This window comes from Herbidospora yilanensis, from assembly GCF_001570565.1.
Lineage (GTDB): Bacteria > Actinomycetota > Actinomycetes > Streptosporangiales > Streptosporangiaceae > Herbidospora > Herbidospora yilanensis.
Window position 1 is genome coordinate 1 of the sequence record NZ_BBXE01000033.1, and the last position, 14,884, is coordinate 14,884.

Below are 14,884 nucleotides of genomic sequence, written 5' to 3' on the forward strand. Positions count from 1 at the left end.
GCCGCAGGCCGCGCCCGAGCCGGTCGCCGAGGAACCCGCGAAGGCCGAGGAGCCGCCGACCCCGGCGGTCATGCCGAAGTAGGTCAAGCCGCGGCCCGCGCCGCCGCAGGCGAAGCCGCCCGCGCAGCGGCCGGCGCCGAAGGAGGAGAAGCCGGCCGAGCCGGTGCCCGCGGGCGCCGCGCCCGCCCCGGCGCCCAAGCCGGCCCCGCGCCGCAAGTCGCGGGCCCGCCGTGCCTCGGTGCCGTCGTGGGACGAGATCATGTTCGGCGCGCCCAAGCAGGACTAACGCTTCAGGAAGGGCGCCATCCAGTCGGGGGTGACCTCGGCGGCGAACGCGGCCGCCTGGGTCTCTCCGGCGTCGATCGCCTTGTAGCCGCCGCTGCCCGCGCCGACCCCGGCGATCACCGTCACCAGCCCGGCGCGGCGCTGGAACCACGTCTGCTCGATGGTCCAGCCGACGACCGCCCGGCGTTCGACGACCGCCTGGGCCCGGCGCAGCGACCCCGAGCGGACCGACAACCGGGTGCCGTCGTAGGTGTGGCCCAGTGACCGGTAACGGTCGAGGCCGAGGGCGATTCCGGCCACGGCCAGGACCGTGGCGGCGACTCCGATGAGGGCGTAGCCCAGGGCGTACATGACCAGGGCCAGGGCCACCCACGGCGCGATCGCCCGGAACAGGCGGCGGCGGCGTGCGGCGGGCGGGTGGGGGCGCAGCGCCTCGCTGAACGGGCCGACGGCCTCGGCGGCGATGTCGCCGACGGCGGCGCGGGGGGCCACGGGGAGGAGCTGGCCGCGGGTCTGGGAGTCGCCGAGGCCGGTCACCACGGCCCACAGGCGGGCCACCCGGGCGCGGCGCTCCAGCGGGCTTTCGGCGATCTCGTAGCCTCGGATGCGGCGGCGTTCGAGGGAGACCACGCGCCGGTTGATCAGGCCGCGCTCGGCCACGAGGTGGTCGCCCCGGCCGAACAGCACGAAGTTCCAGTTGAAGAAGGCGTACATGGCCGCGCCCAGGAACGGCATCAGCACGACCAGCACGACCGCGGCGCCGATGAGGAGCAGCGGGTGGCCCCAGAGCCACTCGCCGACGGCCACCGCGTCGTCTTCGTCGAGGCCGAGCTCGCCGCCCCACTGGAAGGCCAGGCCGACCGCGCCGGCGACCAGCGCGAACGGGGTGAACAGGTAGGCGCCGGACAGCGGGCCGTAGCGCAGCCAGGCGCGCGGGACCTTCAGGAACACGTGGTCGTGCGGCGCGGCGGGCCGCGCCTGCCGCTCGGGGGCGATCACGGCGTGGTGGCGGGACAGCAGCACGGCGCGCAGCCGTTCGGCCTCCTCGACGGTGATGCCGTCGAGCTCGCCTTCCTGCTTGTCGCCTCCGGCGCCGGTGTCGAGCTTGAGCACGGCCAGCCCGAGCAGCCGGTGGAGGAACGGCGTGGTGACGTCGACGCCGCGGATGCGCTCCAGCGGGATGACGCGGGTGGAACGGCCGATGAAGGCGCGGGACAGTTCGAGGCGGCCGGCGGTGATGGTGTAGGAGAAGGTGGCCCAGCGCACGACGGCGTACAGGACCGAACCGGCCACGCCGAGCGCGGCCCAGATGAACGAGCGCGGCGAGAACCCTCCGGCCACCAGCACCCCGGCGAGCGGCACGAGCAGCGACGGCAGCACCCTGATCGGGTCGATGAGCAGCAGGCGGGGACTGAGCCGGGCGGCCTCGGGCACCGGCTCCTGGAACGGGATGCTCACGTCGCGTCGTCCCGGAGTTCCTGGGCCCGGCGCGACAGCTCCTCGGCCAGCCGCGCGGCCACCTCGTAGTCGAGGCCCTTGATCGTGGACGACCCCGCGTAGGAGGCGGTGCGGATCTCGACCGTCGCCAGCCCGAAGAAGCGCTCCAGCCAGCCCTGCGCCTTGTCGACGGTCTGGATGCGGGACACCGGCACGAACACCCACTTGCGCGACAACCAGCCCGAGCGGGCGTAGACGACGTCGGCGGCCAGTTCCCACCGGTGCACGGCGAACCGGACGACCGGCTCGGCGAGCACGAAGGGCACGAGCACGAGGCCGATGGCGAGCGCGGCCACCCAGGTGCGGTCGAGCAGCCACTGGGGCAGGAACTCCCACCCCGTCATCCACATCGACAGCAGCACCAGCCCGACCACCAGCAGCACCGTCACGATGACGGCCTCCGCGAACCAGAGCGATCTGGCCCTCGGCGAGACCTGGTTGGCGGGGTCACGCAGCGCGTCACGCATCTGGCATCACGATCCCACCCTAAATCGTCGGGATGTGCCCTTGGTCACCCCCCAACCCGCGCTTGAAGATTTCTACCGGCGAGTACCACTTCCCCACCTGAATCATAGGAATCCCAGGTCACACCGGTTCGGCCGGGGTGGACCAATGAACGAACCCGGCGATTGCGGAGGTTCTTCTCTCTGTGGATCATCGCGATCGGGTCGGCGCACCTGCGGGATCCGCGTAGCATCATCGGGCATGGGGTCGCTGACGAAGTCCGTTCGCACGCGCCGAGCCGCTCTCATTCCGGCGGCCGTCGCGGCGCTGGCGGCATCGGCTTCGGGCTGCGGGATCGTGGGCGGAGGTTCGCCCGCCGACCTCGACGTGATCAGTGTGTCGAGCCCGCAGTTCCGTGACGGCGACCCGTTGCCGTCGGGCTACTCGTGCAATGGAGACCTGGGCAATCCGCCCCTCCGCTGGTCGGGTACGTCGGGCGCCAAGTCGGTGGCCCTCGTGGTCGACGACAACGCCGCGGGAGACAAGGCGATGGTGCACTGGGTGGTCTTCAACATCGACCCCAACACCACCGAACTCGCGGAGAACGGCACCCCCCGGGGTGCACGGCAGGGGCAGACGACTAGTGGAAAAGTCGGATATGTGCCCCCCTGCCAGCCCGATGGCAGCTACCGTTTCACCGTCTACGCCCTCAACGAAGAACTGGACCTCCCGCAGGGTGCCCCCCTCTCGGAGAGTCTGGCCACCATCGCGTCACACACGATCGCCCGAGGTCGCCTCACTGCGGCTGACATCGAGTGACATGCTGGTGACCGCACGTAGTAGTGGTGGACCAATCTTCGCCTAGGGTGTGACAACGGTCATTGTGGTCGAGCAGAATCGGATCCTGAATTGCTGAGCGCAGGTGATCACAGGGGGCAGGTCGCGTCGATGGCCGCGCGATCTCACCGGCGCCGCTGGAAGGCCATGGCCTTGAGGGTGGTGCTATGACCGCGGTCATTTTGGGCCTTGTCGCCGTTGTGCTGTTGGTGCTGATCGTCGTGGCACTCGGCATGCGGTCGATGAACCGGAGAGAGAGCGCGCTCTCCTCCGAGCGCATCAAGGCGATGGCCGAGGGCGCCGCGAAGAAGAAGGGCAGCCGGCCCGCTGAGGAGACCTTTTTCGAGAGCTTCCCCGAGGGCTTCGACGCCTTCGAGGAGCCGAAGAAGGCGCCGCCGAAACCGGCCGCCAAGGCCCCCGGCGCGCCGCCCCGTCCCGGCAGCCGCCAGGGCGCCAAGCAGCAGCCCGCCGGTGCTCCCCGAGGCAAACGCGGGGTCGACGAGTGGGGCGCCGACGACGACTACGACGACGACTACTGGTCACGGGTCCGCGCCGACGACGGGGCGTTCGGCGGCACCATCAAGCAGCGCATGGCCACCCCCCGCCCGGTGGAGCCCGAGCCCGCCGCGGCCGGCCCCGCCCCCATGGCGTCGGTGACCCCCATCAGCGCCGTCGACCCCAACGCCGCGACCGTCCAGGGTGTCCTCCCTCAGCGCCCGGCCGCCGTCCAGCCGCCCGTCCAGCCCGTTCCCACGCCGGGCGTCGTGACCCCGATCGCCGCCGCGCTCACTCCCGGGGTGGTCACCCCGATCGCCGGTCTCAGCACCGGCCCGCTGAACACCGGAACCCCGTCCAACGGGTTCCTGTCCCCCGACACCGGCATGGTCGACGGGCTGCGCGCCACCCCCTCCTCGCAGCTCGCCGAGCAGAAGACCGTCACCTTCTCCGCGCCCACCCCCGACCTGAGCAGCCCCGCGACCGGCCCCTTCACCCCGCCCGGGGTCTCCACCGACCCGTTCTCGTCGGGTCCCTCGACCGGCATGTTCGAACGGCCGGGCTCCTACGACCAGCCCCCGACCGGACCGTTCCCCAGCCGGCCCGGCTACGACACCGGCTACACCAGCGGCAACTTCCCCACGCCGGCCGCGCCGCAGCCTGAACCGATCCCGCCGGCCTACCCCGAGCCCACCGGCTGGCCGGCCCCGCCCGCGGGCGGCACCTACCAGCCGCCGGCCACCGCCCCCTCGTCGTGGGGCAGCACCAGCGGCGACGTGTTCGACGACCCCGAGCCGCCCCGTCCGGGCAGCGGGTCGACCTGGTCGACCGGCGAGGCGGCGGGCTACCAGATGCCCGCACCGGCGCCGTCCTACAACGACTTCTCGACCGGCGCCTACCAGACCGGCAACCTGCCGACCCCGGCGCCCGGCTCCTACGAGGTCAGCGCCGGCTGGGCGACGATCGACGACTCCGACTCGGTGGCCGGCTCCTACGGCTACGACCAGCAGGCCTACCCCGGGGCCGCGCCGCCCGCCCCGCCGCAGAACAACGGCGGGAGCTGGCCCTCCTACGACGAGCTCTACGGCGAGCAGACCACCCGCAGCGGCGGCGCACGCCGGGGCACTCACCGGGGCACCCCCGAGACCGACCAACCCGACTATTACCGCTGATTTCCCCGGTCTGAGTAGGACCCTCGGCTGACCTTGGCATAAGGTCGCCGCATGACCGGGGGTAACAGTTCGACCACGCAGCGTGTCGTTTCGGTGCTGCGGCATGACGTTCCGGCCTCACTCGTGGTGTTCCTGGTGGCGGTTCCGCTGTCACTGGGCATCGCGGTGGCGTCCGGGGCGCCGATCGCGGCCGGGCTGGTCGCGGCGATCGTCGGTGGAATCGTGGCGGGCGCGCTGGGCGGGTCCGTCGTCCAGGTGAGCGGTCCGGCGGCCGGGTTGTCGCTGGTGGTGGCCGATCTCGTCCAGGTGTACGGCTGGCGGGCGACCTGCGCCATCACCCTCGCGGCGGGGCTGCTGCAGATCGTGCTCGGCGCGTTCCGGGTGGCCAGGGCCGCCCTGGGGGTCTCCCCCGCCGTCATCCACGGCATGCTGGCCGGGGTCGGCGTCGTCATCGCGCTCTCGCAGCTCCACATCGTGCTGGGCGGCAGCCCGCAGCGGTCGGCGCTCGACAACCTGCTGGAGGTCCCGGCCCAGGTGGCCACCCTCCACGGCGACGCGGTGATGATCGGGCTGCTGACGATCGGCGTGCTGCTGGTCTGGGACCGCATCCCCAAGGTGCGGCTGGTGCCCGCCCCGCTGGCGGCGCTCACCATCGCGACGGTGACGGCGGCGCTGGCGGGCTGGAGATTCACCGAGGTCGACCTGGCCAACGGGCTGAGCCGGCTCGCCGGGCCGATCCTGCCCGCGGGCGACTGGCACGCCGTCGCCGCCTCGATCCTGCTGGTGGCCGTGCTCGCCGGGGTCGAGTCGCTGCTGACGTGCGTGGCCGCCGACCGCATGCACGACGGGCCGCGCGCCGACCTCGACCGGGAGTTGTGCGCGCAGGGCGTCGCCAACGTGGTGTCGGGCGGCCTCGGCGGCCTGCCGGTGTCGGGCGTGGTGGTCCGGACGACCACCAACGTCCGGGCGGGCGCGCGGTCGCGCTGGTCGACGGTGCTCCACGGCGTGTGGGTGCTGATCGCCACGATCGCGTTCGCCTCGGCCCTCGGGCTCATCCCGATGGAGGCGCTGGCCGCGCTGCTGCTGTTCATCGGCGTGAAGATGGTCAACCTGGGCACCGCGCGCGGGCTGCGCGGCCACGGCGAGATGCCGATCTACTTCCTGACCATGGGCGCGGTCGTGCTGGTCGGGCTGGCCGAGGGCATCGTCATCGGGCTCGGCCTGGCCGCGCTGCTGGCGCTGCGGCGGCTGACCTGGGTGTCGGTCGAGGTGAACCCGTCGGGCGGGCGCTGGCGGGTGGTGGTGACCGGGTCGCTGATCTTCATCGGGGTGCCCCGGCTGACCGACTCGCTGCGCACGATCCCCCGCGGCGCCGACGTCGACATGCTGCTCAACGTCGACTTCATGGACAACGCGGCGTTCGAGGCGCTGCACAACTGGCGGCTGGAGCACGAACGGGGCGGCGGCACCGTCGACATCGACGAGCTCCACGACGACTGGTACACCGCCGCCGCCAGCGGGACGCGGGTGTTCCCGGCCAAGACGCCGCCCAAGCTCGACTGGTCGTGGTTGCCGTGGGCCTACCGGCGGCCCCCGGCGGCCGAGCCCGGCGACCTGCTGGAGGGCACCCGCGAATACCAGCGCCGGACCGCGCCGCTGATCCGGCCGCTGCTGACCCGCATGGCGCGCACGCAGTCGCCGTCCCATCTGTTCATCACCTGCGCCGACTCCCGGGTGATGCCCTCGGTGATCACCGCGAGCGGGCCGGGCGACCTGTTCATGGTCCGCAACGTCGGCAACCTGGTGCCGCGGTTCGAGTCGGTGCCGGCCGACGACTCGGTGGCGGCGGCGATCGAATACGCCGTCGGCGTCCTCGGCGTCAGCACGATCACGGTGTGCGGCCACTCGGGGTGCGGCGCGATGGTGGCGCTGCTCGGCGACGCGCCCACGGGCCTGACGGCGGTCGGCAACTGGCTGCGCCACGGGCACCACTCGGTCGAGCGGTTCGAGAACACCCCCCACGGGCCCGAGGAGGCGCCGCTCGACCACCTGTGCCGGGTCAACGTGATCCAGCAGCTCGAGAACCTGCGCAGCCATCCGATGGTGGAGCGGCTGGAACGTTCCGGGAAGCTGAAGTTGTCGGGGCTCTACTTCGACATCGCGACCGCCCGGGTGCACCTGCTCGACGAGGAGGGGTTCACGCCCGTACCGGAGCTTCACCGACGGTGAAATCGGCCCGTCGTGAAACGGGGCGGACCGCCCGACATCGGGCATCCAGGATGGGGGCATGAGAATTCTGGTGATCGGCGGCTCGGTGTTCCTCGGCCGGGCCGTCGTCGAGGAGGCCCTCGCGCGGGGCCACGACGTGACGATGTTCAACCGGGGGGTGAGCCGGGCCGACCGGCCCGACGTCGAGTCGGTGCACGGCGACCGGGAGAACCACGACCACCTGGTGCGCCTGGTCGACGGCCGGGAGTGGGACGCCGTCGTCGACGTGTGCGGCTACACCCCGGCGAAGGTGCTCGACGGGGTGCGCGTGCTGAACGGGCACGCCTCCCACTACACGTTCATCTCCAGCATCAGCGCCTACAAGGGTTTTCCGGGCGAGATCGGCGTCAACGAGGAGTCGGAGCAGTTCCCCGGCGACCCCGAGGCGACCGAGGGCGACTACGGCCCGCTCAAGTCGGGGTGTGAGCTGGCCGTCAGCGAGAACTTCGAGGGCGGCACGCTCATCGTCCAGCCGGGCCTGATCCTCGGCCCCCACGAGAACGTCGGCCGGCTGCCCTGGTGGCTGACCCGGATCGAGCGCGGCGGCCGGGTGGTCGCGCCCGGGAACCCCGACCGCGAGATGCAGCTCATCGACGCCCGCGACATCGCCGCGTTCACGATCGCGCAGGTCGAGAAGGGCACCACGGGCAAGTTCCTGACCGGCGGAGTCCCGGCCAACACCACCTACGGCCAGTGGCTGCGCGACTGCGTCGAGGTGACCGGGTCGGACGCCGAGCTGGTCTGGGTCGACGACGCGGTGCTGCACGAGCACGGGGCGCAGATGTGGACGGAGTTCCCGTTGTGGGCCGACGACAGCATGCCGGGGGTGTGGCTGACCGACTCCTCGAAGGCCCGTGCGGCGGGGCTCACGTGCCGGCCGGTCAGCGAGACGGTGCGCGACACGTGGGAGTGGCTGCGGCACGTGCCGGTCGGGGAGCGGGTGTTCGGGGCGCGGTTCGCCCACGGGATCGATCCGGACAAGGAGGCCGCGATCCTGGCCGACTGGGACAACCGGAGCTGACGACTTTCCCGGCATCCCCACCGAGAGCGGAACGCTGCCCCTAGGATTCACGAGCCGCGTTCAGACGGCTACGCCACGTGATGACTCGGGAGAAGCGTTTCCATGGCAAGGTCCATCAAGGGGAACTCCGCCCTTGCCCGGCCCTACCGCGACCTCGTGTGGCTCGCCTATCTGACGTTGCCGCCCGACAGCGGCGAGCGGCGGGTGCTGCTCGCCCACCGCCTCGCCGCGCGGGCGCTGCTGCGGCGTCCCGGCGACCCGCAGCAGGCCCGCCTCGACGTGCTGAAACGGGTGCTGAAGCGGCGCCCCTATCCGCTGATCGGGTTCGGGCGCCGTCTTGAGGTGGTGCCCGCGGTCGTCCGCAGCGACGAGCGCGCCTTCACCGCCGCGCTGGAGGAGCTTCCGCCGGCCGCCCGCGCCGGCTACGCGCTCACCCGCATCGAGGGCCTCGACGCGGGCGAGGCCCGCCGCCTGCTGGGCGCGGCCGGGGTGGCCGAGCCGACGATCGCGCTGGCGCTGATAGACGCGCTCGACGACGAACACGGCCGCCTGGAGGACCACCGCCCGGCCGCCGACCCGACGCTGGCCCGCATCTACGGCCGGGGCCCGTCCAAGGTCCTGATCGCGCTGGCCGCCGCCGCGGGGCTGCTCGCCGTCTCGGGCGTGCCCCACCTGCTGGGCCTGCACGACGTGCGCGCCGCCACCGCCGCCCCCGCGTTACCCGAGGTCGGCCGGGTCTCCCCCGGCACGTGGCGGACCACCACCACCCTCGACCTGCACACCTGGGAGCCCCGGGGCGACCTGACCGGCGACGACGGGCTGGTCGCCCGCGCGGTCCGGGCCTGGCAGGGCGAGGTGACCCCGCAGCCGGTGTCGGGCGCGCTGCCCAGCCCGCCGGTCGCGCCCCAGCTCCTCTACGCGGGCCGTCTCGACGGCACCACGGTCGTGCTGCTCCGCGACTCCGGCCGGGTGGCCCGCTACGCCGAGACCGGGCGGTCGCGGTCGCTGGAGGTGTTCCCCGAGCCTCGGCTGAAGGCCGACGGGTCGACCCCGCTGAAGTTGTCGGGGGGCCGTTACCTGGTGCCGCCGTGGGTGACCGAGGTGTCGGCGGCCAACCTGAGCCGGCTGGGCGCGAAGTGGCGTCCGGTCGCCCTGGCCGGTGGGGTGACCGGTCCGGTGCCGCAGGTCACGGCCGGTCCGTGCTGGCGCGGCCCGGTGTTGCGGCTGCGCGCGCCGGGGGTGGCCCACGGGATGGCCTACACGATGCTCGACCTGGGGCGGCTGGCGCTGGCGAACGTGACCCACCAGGCGCCGCCGCCCGCCGAGATCGACCGGACGGGGCCGGCGGAGATCGACGTGTCGCCGGGCGGGTTCAGCGCGTGGGCGCACCTGTCGTGCGCGCTGCCGTTCCCGCCGGTCGAGGCCGAGGCGGCGACGGCCTGGGAGTTCTGGTCGGGCGAGCTGCCGGAGTCGGCACGGGCGCGGTGGATGTGCGCCCGGTTCTCCAACACCGATGGGACGAGTTCGGTCAGGGCGGTGCTCGCCGTCGCCACCCCCGGCCGGACGGTGACGATCCCGACCGGCTCCCTCGCGGGCACGTGGGACTGCAGCCGCCTGAAGCGCCACGTGGTGGCGGCGACGTGGTGGCAGGCGCCGTCGGGCCAGTGGTACTACCTGGTCGCGGGCAGCCGCGACGTCGCCCGCATCACGGTGACCGGCCCGACGGTCAAGGACGTCCTGGCCGGGCGCGGCCTGATCGCCACCCCGGGGCCGAACGGCGGCGCGCAGCCGGCCGGGGAGGTCACGGTGACGGCGGGCACGACGACCGTGCTGCGCGAGAGCGCCCCCTGACTATCGTGATCCCGTGGACGAATGCGGGTGCGGGCACGACCGGTACCGGGCGCCGCGCGACAAGGCCGAGGGCCTGGTGCTGGCCCGGCACCTGCTGGTCATCGCACCCCTGCTCGACCTGGTCGAACGCGACGACTCGCGGTGGCTCGGCATCCTCCGCTGCACGTCGTGTGGTCGTTTCTGGGCCGAAGACAGCATGACGTCGGGCCACGCCGACCTGTTCTTCGTCTACCCGGTCGACACGGCCGACCCGCACGCCTGGCTGGCCCAGGCGCGGCCGGTGCTCTAGGCCGGAGCTCTAGGCGATCCAGGGCGGGGTGCCGTGCACGGTCCCGTCGGGCAGGATCGCCTTGGCGTCCCCGGCGGCCGTCACGACGGCGGTGAAGCCCTCGGCCGCGGCGGTGACCCGGCGCGCGGTGTGCGGCGGCATGATCACGGTGTCGCCCCCGGCGACCTCCACGGTCTCGCCGCCCAGTTCGACGGTCGCGCCGCCGGTGACGAACGCCCAGATCTGCTCGCGGTCGAAGTCGTGCGCCGGCCCGGCCACACCGGGTTCGGCGTCGACCCGCCAGACGGACTGGCCGGACCCGCCCTGGCCGGGCGAGGCGAAGGTGGTCATGACCCCGGCCGGAGTCTCGGAGCGGCGGGCCGCCGCGGCGCGGATGACGGTCATCTCGATCCCCTAAGGTAGACAATGTCGTTGTCCATATAGTCAATCAGGTTGTCTTTTATGTCAAACGGGTTCGAGCTGCCGCTGCGGCTGCTGATGGCGTTCCGCGTGCTCATCGACGCCCTCCACGAGGAACTCGCCGAACGCGGCCACCCCGACATGCGGCCCATGCACGGGTTCGTGCTGCAGGCCGTCGCCCGGGGGGCCGACTCGGCCGCGTCGCTGGGCCGCACGCTGGGCGTCTCGAAACAGGCGGCCGGGAAGACCGTCGAGACCCTCGAAGGGCTCGGCTACGTCACCCGGGTCCCCGACCCCGCCGACTCCCGCCGCAAGACGGTCGTGCTGACCGATCACGGGGCCGACGCCCTGCGGCGGTCGGCCGAGGTGTTCGACGAGCTGCGGGCGCGGTGGGCCGCCGAACTCGGGGCCGGGCGGCTCGACGACCTGGAGGACGCGCTGCGGCGGATGACGCCGGGCGAGCTGTTCCGGCTCGACGTGCCGGGGTGGTTCGGTTAGCTCCCCCAGCCCGGGACGGTTCTCTCCAGGATCACCACGGGCAGGTCGCGCGGCGATCGGGCCTCGTAGGTGGCGTACAGGGGGAAGACCTCGGTCATCGTCGGCCAGAGCCGCCGTTTCTCCTCCGGCGTCGCGGTGCGGGCGCGGGCGGTGAAGACCTCCGGGCCGACCTGGACCGTCACGTGGGGGTCGGCGGTCAGGTTGAGATACCAGGCCGGGTGGGACGGGGAGCCCGCGTTCGAGGCGACCAGCAGGTGGCGGGGTCCGTCGGCGCCGTAGAAGAGGGCGGTGCGGCGGGGGCGGCCCGACCTGCGGCCGGTCGTGGTGAGCAGCAGGGCCGGTCTGCCCTGGTAGGTGTGACCCTTGGTGCCGCCCGACTCGACGTAGTCCGACACGTGGCTAGCGACCCAGCCCGTGGGGCTGGGGTCGATGTCGGCGCGCGGCTTGATGGGGGCGTACCGGCGGAAACCACCGCTCGTCATCCCGGGGAAGTCGTAGACGCGTCGCCACGCGGGGCTGCGCAGGGTGAGCGCCTCCTCGTGGGCCTCCGCGCCGGTCCAGCCGGCCAGGTTGAGCATGCGGGTGCCGTCGAGGCTGGTGTGGAAGCGGCCCGAGATGCCGCCGGGGTGGGGCTCCTCACCGGCCATGGCGTCGAAGACGGTGTCGATCCAGCGGCGCAGCCGGTCGGGGTCGGGGCCGTCGAACTCCGCCTCGACCGCGACCACGCAGCCGGGCTCGCGTCCGTCGGCCCCGTGCCGGTAGAGGTGGTAGGCGGTGGGCTCGGCTCCGGTGAGGTCCTTCAGGAAGGCGGCGCCGTCCGCGGTCCATCGGCTGTACGTCAGGACGGTGGCCGCGTCCAGGCTCTCGTACACCTCGAAGGAGACGAGCCCCTCCGGCCACGGCGCGGGAGACCACCCGTCGGCGGCGTTCGACTCGGTGGTGAAGAACAGGTCAGGCAACGGGAACTCCATAGGGGTGGGCCCGGCGGGCCGACGCGAGCGCGCGCCCCCACCAGGTGAGCTGGTCGAGCAGCCGGTCGGCGGCGGCCCCGCACGGACCGGGATCGAGCGGACGGCCGTCGTCGCCGAACTGGCCCGGCGCCCAGACGAAGGAGACCGTCTCCCGGACCGTCACCGCGTGCAACTCGGCGAAGACCTGCCGCAGGTGCTCGACCGCCCGCAGGCCGCCCGAGATGCCGCCGTAGGAGACGAACCCCACCGGTTTGGCCTGCCACGGCGTGACGTGCCGGTCGATGGCCGTCTTCAGCGGGCCCGGGAAGCTGTGGTTGTACTCGGGCGTGACCACGACGAACATGTCCGCCGCCTGCAACGCCTCACTCCCGGGCTCCCCGTCGACCAGGTCGACGACCTCCACGGTCAGGCCGGCCCGCTGCCGGGCGTGGCCGGTGAACCACTCGGCCACGACGGGCCCGAACCGGCCCTGGCGGGTACTGCCGACGATCACGACGAGCTTCATGGCTCCACCCTGGAACCTCAACCGGGCTTGAGGTCAAGCTAGGGTGCCGGACATGACCCCGGAGATCACGATCGGCGAGCTGGCCGGCCGCAGCGGCGTGCCGCACTCCGCGCTGCGCTTCTACGAGAGCCAGGGCCTCATCCACAGCCGCCGGACCACCGGCAACCAGCGCCGCTACGTCCGCGCCACCCTGCGGCGGGTGGCGTTCATCCGCGCCGCCCACCACCTCGGCATCCCGCTCGCCCGGATCGGCGAAGTGCTGGCCCTGCTGCCGTCCGACGGGGCGCCCACCCGGGAGTTCTGGGAACGCGCCTCGCAATGCTGGAGCGCCGACATCGAGTCGCGCATCGACCGGCTGGAACGTATGCGCGACCGGTTCACCCGATGCGCGGGCTGCGGATGCCTGTCGTTCGACGGATGCGCGTTGCTGGGCTGAGATTCTGTCGGTGGCGGCTGGCAGCATGGGCGGGTTATGGCTGAACCACTGAAAGACCAGATCAACGCCGCCTCGGTGACCCTGCTCGCCGACGGCCTCGCCGCCTGCTCTCCCGCCTTCCCCCGCGACCGCTTCGTCGCCTCGGCCCTGCCGGGGCTCGACGGCCTCGAACTCAAGAATCGGGTGCGCTTCGTCGCCGCCGCCCTCGCCCAGGCGATGCCGGCCGACTTCCCCGAGGCCGCCGCGCTGCTGCGCGCGGCCACCACCCGGGTCCGGCTCGACATGTGGAGCGGCTGGCCCGCGACCGAATGGGTCGCGCTCGCCGGGCTCGACCACCTGGGCGAGGCGATGACGACGCTGGGCGTGCTGACCCCGTTCGCGACCGGCGAGTTCGCCGTACGCCCCTTCCTGGCCCGCCACCGGGCCGAGGCCCTCGCGGTGCTGCGCTCCTGGGCCGACGCCGACGACGAGCATCTGCGGCGGCTGGCGTCCGAGGGGTCCCGCCCCCGCCTGCCGTGGGGGTCGCGGGTGCCGTGGCTCAACGGCGGCCCGACCGTGCCGATCCTCGACGCGCTGCGCGACGACCCCAGCGAATACGTGCGCCGGTCGGTCGCCAACCACGTCAACGACCTGACCAAAGACCATCCCGACCTGGCGCTCGACCTGCTCGAACGCTGGCGGTCCGAACCGGGCGAACACACCCGGGCCGTGCTGCGCCACGCGCTGCGCGGGTTGCTGCGCGCCGGTCACCCCCGGGCGCTGACCCTGGTGGGGGCCACCCCGGGTGGCGGGTCCGTCGACGACCTGGCCGCCGAGTCGGCGACCGTCGAGATCGGCGGGCACCTGCGGTTCACGGTCACCGTCCGGGCCGACGCCCCCGGCCCGCTCGTGTTGCGTTACGCCGTCACCCGCGAGCGCTCGCGGCGCGTCTTCCACCTGGGCGAACGGGTCGCGACGGCCGCCGGGCAGACGTTCACGCTGGTCAAGGCCCATTCGTTCCGCCCGGTCACCACCCGCAGCGAACCCGCGGGAGACCGCCGGCTGGAGATCATGGTGAACGGGGAGATCCGGGCGGGGCTGCCGTTCACGCTGATCGGTCAGCCGTAGTCACCCGGGACGACGCGGCCCGCGAAGTCGACCACGACCCGGTTGCCCAGCGGTTCCCTCAGGGTGAGGGTCGCCTTCCGCAACGGCACCGACACCCGCTGGTCGCAGTCGCCCATGTCGGTGCTCGACACCTTGAGGCCGATCGAGACGAACGAGGGATACTCCACGACCGTCGGGGTGATCCAGGGCGCCGCCGTGCCCGGACAGGGCAGGCCCCAGCTGACGGTGAAGGTCGCCGACAACGTCCGGCCGTGCACCACCAGGTCACCGACCAGGGCTGAGGGGACCATCGACCCCAGCCGCCAGAAGTGGCCGGCCGTGAGGGCCGGCCATCGCATCGTGCCGCCCTCGGCCAGCCGGAACTCCCAGGCCGGCAACTCGACCGGCCCCCGATCGGTGCGGAACGGGGAGACCGTGAGCTCCGTGCCCGTGACCCGGGCCTCGGGCAGGGCCGCGTGCGCGGTCTGGGAACGGATGGCCGCCAGGGCGTCCCGGGCGCTGGTGAGGGTGACGTACCGGGACAGGCCCTGAACGGTGAGCTGCCTCGACGGCGGCGCGGCCGCCGACAACACGGCCGGGGCGGGCGCCCGCCCCCTGGCCGCCTCGTCGGTGAGCGGAAGCGGATCGAGGACGATCAGCGGCCGGTCGAGCGCCGAGTCGACCGGGAAGTCGCGCCACAGGTCGGCAACCTTCGGGCCGGGGGCCTTCGGCGGGGCGTTGGGGTCGGGGGTGCAGGCGGCGACGGCGAGGACGACGGCGAGCAGCACCAGGAACCTGCGCATGACGCCTCCCGTTTCGGGATCCCAACC

General features: G+C 73.0%; 15 protein-coding genes and 1 pseudogene. 9 read left to right on the top strand and 7 right to left on the bottom strand.

Annotated elements, in window-relative coordinates:
- The 3 genes and pseudogenes from AW273_RS25995 to AW273_RS26005 all read right to left on the bottom strand — a co-directional run.
- Positions 1-261: pseudogene (locus AW273_RS25995) on the bottom strand (hypothetical protein); the annotation flags it as partial.
- 21 nt (positions 262-282) lie between these two features.
- Positions 283-1,743, bottom strand: coding sequence for a PH domain-containing protein (locus tag AW273_RS26000; protein ID WP_232327596.1), 1,461 nt, complete (start codon positions 1,741-1,743; stop codon positions 283-285).
- Positions 1,740-2,249, bottom strand: a complete 510-nt coding sequence (locus AW273_RS26005) for a PH domain-containing protein (protein ID WP_062353334.1) — start codon at positions 2,247-2,249, stop codon at positions 1,740-1,742. Before AW273_RS26005 ends, AW273_RS26000 begins: the two co-directional genes overlap by 4 nt.
- Before the next feature lie 238 nt (positions 2,250-2,487).
- On the opposite strand from AW273_RS26005, the gene AW273_RS26010 reads away from it, so the two are divergent.
- From AW273_RS26010 to AW273_RS26035, 6 genes are all read left to right on the top strand, one after another.
- The gene (locus AW273_RS26010; protein ID WP_062353336.1) at positions 2,488-3,045 is read left to right on the top strand and encodes a YbhB/YbcL family Raf kinase inhibitor-like protein; all 558 of its coding nucleotides are present in this window, start codon (positions 2,488-2,490) and stop codon (positions 3,043-3,045) included.
- A gap of 218 nt (positions 3,046-3,263) precedes the next feature.
- Positions 3,264-4,730, top strand: coding sequence for a hypothetical protein (locus AW273_RS26015; protein ID WP_062353338.1), 1,467 nt, complete (start codon positions 3,264-3,266; stop codon positions 4,728-4,730).
- A 51-nt stretch (positions 4,731-4,781) separates the two neighbouring features.
- Entirely contained in the window at positions 4,782-6,959 is a 2,178-nt protein-coding gene (locus tag AW273_RS26020; protein WP_062353341.1) for a SulP family inorganic anion transporter, read from the top strand.
- Positions 6,960-7,017: 58 nt separating this feature from the next.
- Complete coding sequence (locus tag AW273_RS26025) at positions 7,018-8,019, top strand: NAD-dependent epimerase/dehydratase family protein (protein WP_062353344.1); 1,002 nt, start codon at positions 7,018-7,020, stop codon at positions 8,017-8,019.
- A 102-nt stretch (positions 8,020-8,121) separates the two neighbouring features.
- Positions 8,122-9,870: a hypothetical protein gene (locus AW273_RS26030; RefSeq protein ID WP_062353347.1), complete on the top strand. Its 1,749-nt coding sequence runs from the start codon at positions 8,122-8,124 to the stop codon at positions 9,868-9,870.
- Between the two features lie 13 nt (positions 9,871-9,883).
- Positions 9,884-10,159: a hypothetical protein gene (locus AW273_RS26035; RefSeq protein WP_062353350.1), complete on the top strand. Its 276-nt coding sequence runs from the start codon at positions 9,884-9,886 to the stop codon at positions 10,157-10,159.
- Positions 10,160-10,168: 9 nt separating this feature from the next.
- Here the strand turns inward: AW273_RS26035 and AW273_RS26040 are convergent, their stop codons facing one another.
- Entirely contained in the window at positions 10,169-10,543 is a 375-nt protein-coding gene (locus tag AW273_RS26040) for a cupin domain-containing protein (protein WP_062353353.1), read from the bottom strand.
- Positions 10,544-10,600: 57 nt separating this feature from the next.
- On the opposite strand from AW273_RS26040, the gene AW273_RS26045 reads away from it, so the two are divergent.
- Positions 10,601-11,056 carry a MarR family winged helix-turn-helix transcriptional regulator gene (locus tag AW273_RS26045; protein WP_062353357.1) on the top strand — a complete coding sequence of 152 codons (456 nt, stop codon included), beginning with the start codon at positions 10,601-10,603 and terminating at the stop codon, positions 11,054-11,056.
- On the opposite strand, the gene AW273_RS39390 is transcribed toward AW273_RS26045, so the two are convergent.
- Positions 11,053-12,015, bottom strand: a complete 963-nt coding sequence (locus tag AW273_RS39390; protein ID WP_198168365.1) for a nitroreductase family deazaflavin-dependent oxidoreductase — start codon at positions 12,013-12,015, stop codon at positions 11,053-11,055. The genes AW273_RS26045 and AW273_RS39390 overlap by 4 nt on opposite strands.
- A complete protein-coding gene (locus AW273_RS26055; RefSeq protein ID WP_062353359.1) occupies positions 12,008-12,532 on the bottom strand; it encodes an NADPH-dependent FMN reductase in 525 nt (174 codons plus the stop codon). Before AW273_RS26055 ends, AW273_RS39390 begins: the two co-directional genes overlap by 8 nt.
- Before the next feature lie 52 nt (positions 12,533-12,584).
- Here AW273_RS26055 and soxR point away from each other — a divergent pair, with 52 nt between their 5' ends.
- Both soxR and AW273_RS26065 read left to right on the top strand, forming a co-directional pair.
- Positions 12,585-12,968, top strand: a complete 384-nt coding sequence (gene soxR, locus AW273_RS26060; RefSeq protein ID WP_083950063.1) for a redox-sensitive transcriptional activator SoxR — start codon at positions 12,585-12,587, stop codon at positions 12,966-12,968.
- A 36-nt stretch (positions 12,969-13,004) separates the two neighbouring features.
- Positions 13,005-14,075 (top strand): YhaZ family DNA alkylation repair protein, encoded by a 1,071-nt coding sequence (locus AW273_RS26065; protein WP_062353366.1) that lies wholly within the window; start codon positions 13,005-13,007, stop codon positions 14,073-14,075.
- Here AW273_RS26065 and AW273_RS26070 read toward each other — a convergent pair.
- Positions 14,066-14,857, bottom strand: a complete 792-nt coding sequence (locus AW273_RS26070) for a hypothetical protein (RefSeq protein WP_062353368.1) — start codon at positions 14,855-14,857, stop codon at positions 14,066-14,068. The genes AW273_RS26065 and AW273_RS26070 overlap by 10 nt on opposite strands.
- Positions 14,858-14,884: the final 27 nt, after the last annotated feature.

Excerpts from the sequence above, each read along its gene's own strand:
- AW273_RS26005 (WP_062353334.1), bottom strand. The coding sequence starts at position 2,249 with ATGCGTGACGCGCTGCGTGACCCCGCCAACCAGGTCTCGCCGAGGGCC.
- AW273_RS26010 (WP_062353336.1), top strand. The coding sequence starts at position 2,488 with ATGGGGTCGCTGACGAAGTCCGTTCGCACGCGCCGAGCCGCTCTCATT.
- AW273_RS26020 (WP_062353341.1), top strand. The coding sequence starts at position 4,782 with ATGACCGGGGGTAACAGTTCGACCACGCAGCGTGTCGTTTCGGTGCTG.
- AW273_RS26025 (WP_062353344.1), top strand. The coding sequence starts at position 7,018 with ATGAGAATTCTGGTGATCGGCGGCTCGGTGTTCCTCGGCCGGGCCGTC.
- AW273_RS26030 (WP_062353347.1), top strand. The coding sequence starts at position 8,122 with ATGGCAAGGTCCATCAAGGGGAACTCCGCCCTTGCCCGGCCCTACCGC.
- AW273_RS26040 (WP_062353353.1), bottom strand. The coding sequence starts at position 10,543 with ATGACCGTCATCCGCGCCGCGGCGGCCCGCCGCTCCGAGACTCCGGCC.
- AW273_RS26045 (WP_062353357.1), top strand. The coding sequence starts at position 10,601 with ATGTCAAACGGGTTCGAGCTGCCGCTGCGGCTGCTGATGGCGTTCCGC.
- AW273_RS26055 (WP_062353359.1), bottom strand. The coding sequence starts at position 12,532 with ATGAAGCTCGTCGTGATCGTCGGCAGTACCCGCCAGGGCCGGTTCGGG.
- soxR (WP_083950063.1), top strand. The coding sequence starts at position 12,585 with ATGACCCCGGAGATCACGATCGGCGAGCTGGCCGGCCGCAGCGGCGTG.
- AW273_RS26065 (WP_062353366.1), top strand. The coding sequence starts at position 13,005 with ATGGCTGAACCACTGAAAGACCAGATCAACGCCGCCTCGGTGACCCTG.
- AW273_RS26070 (WP_062353368.1), bottom strand. The coding sequence starts at position 14,857 with ATGCGCAGGTTCCTGGTGCTGCTCGCCGTCGTCCTCGCCGTCGCCGCC.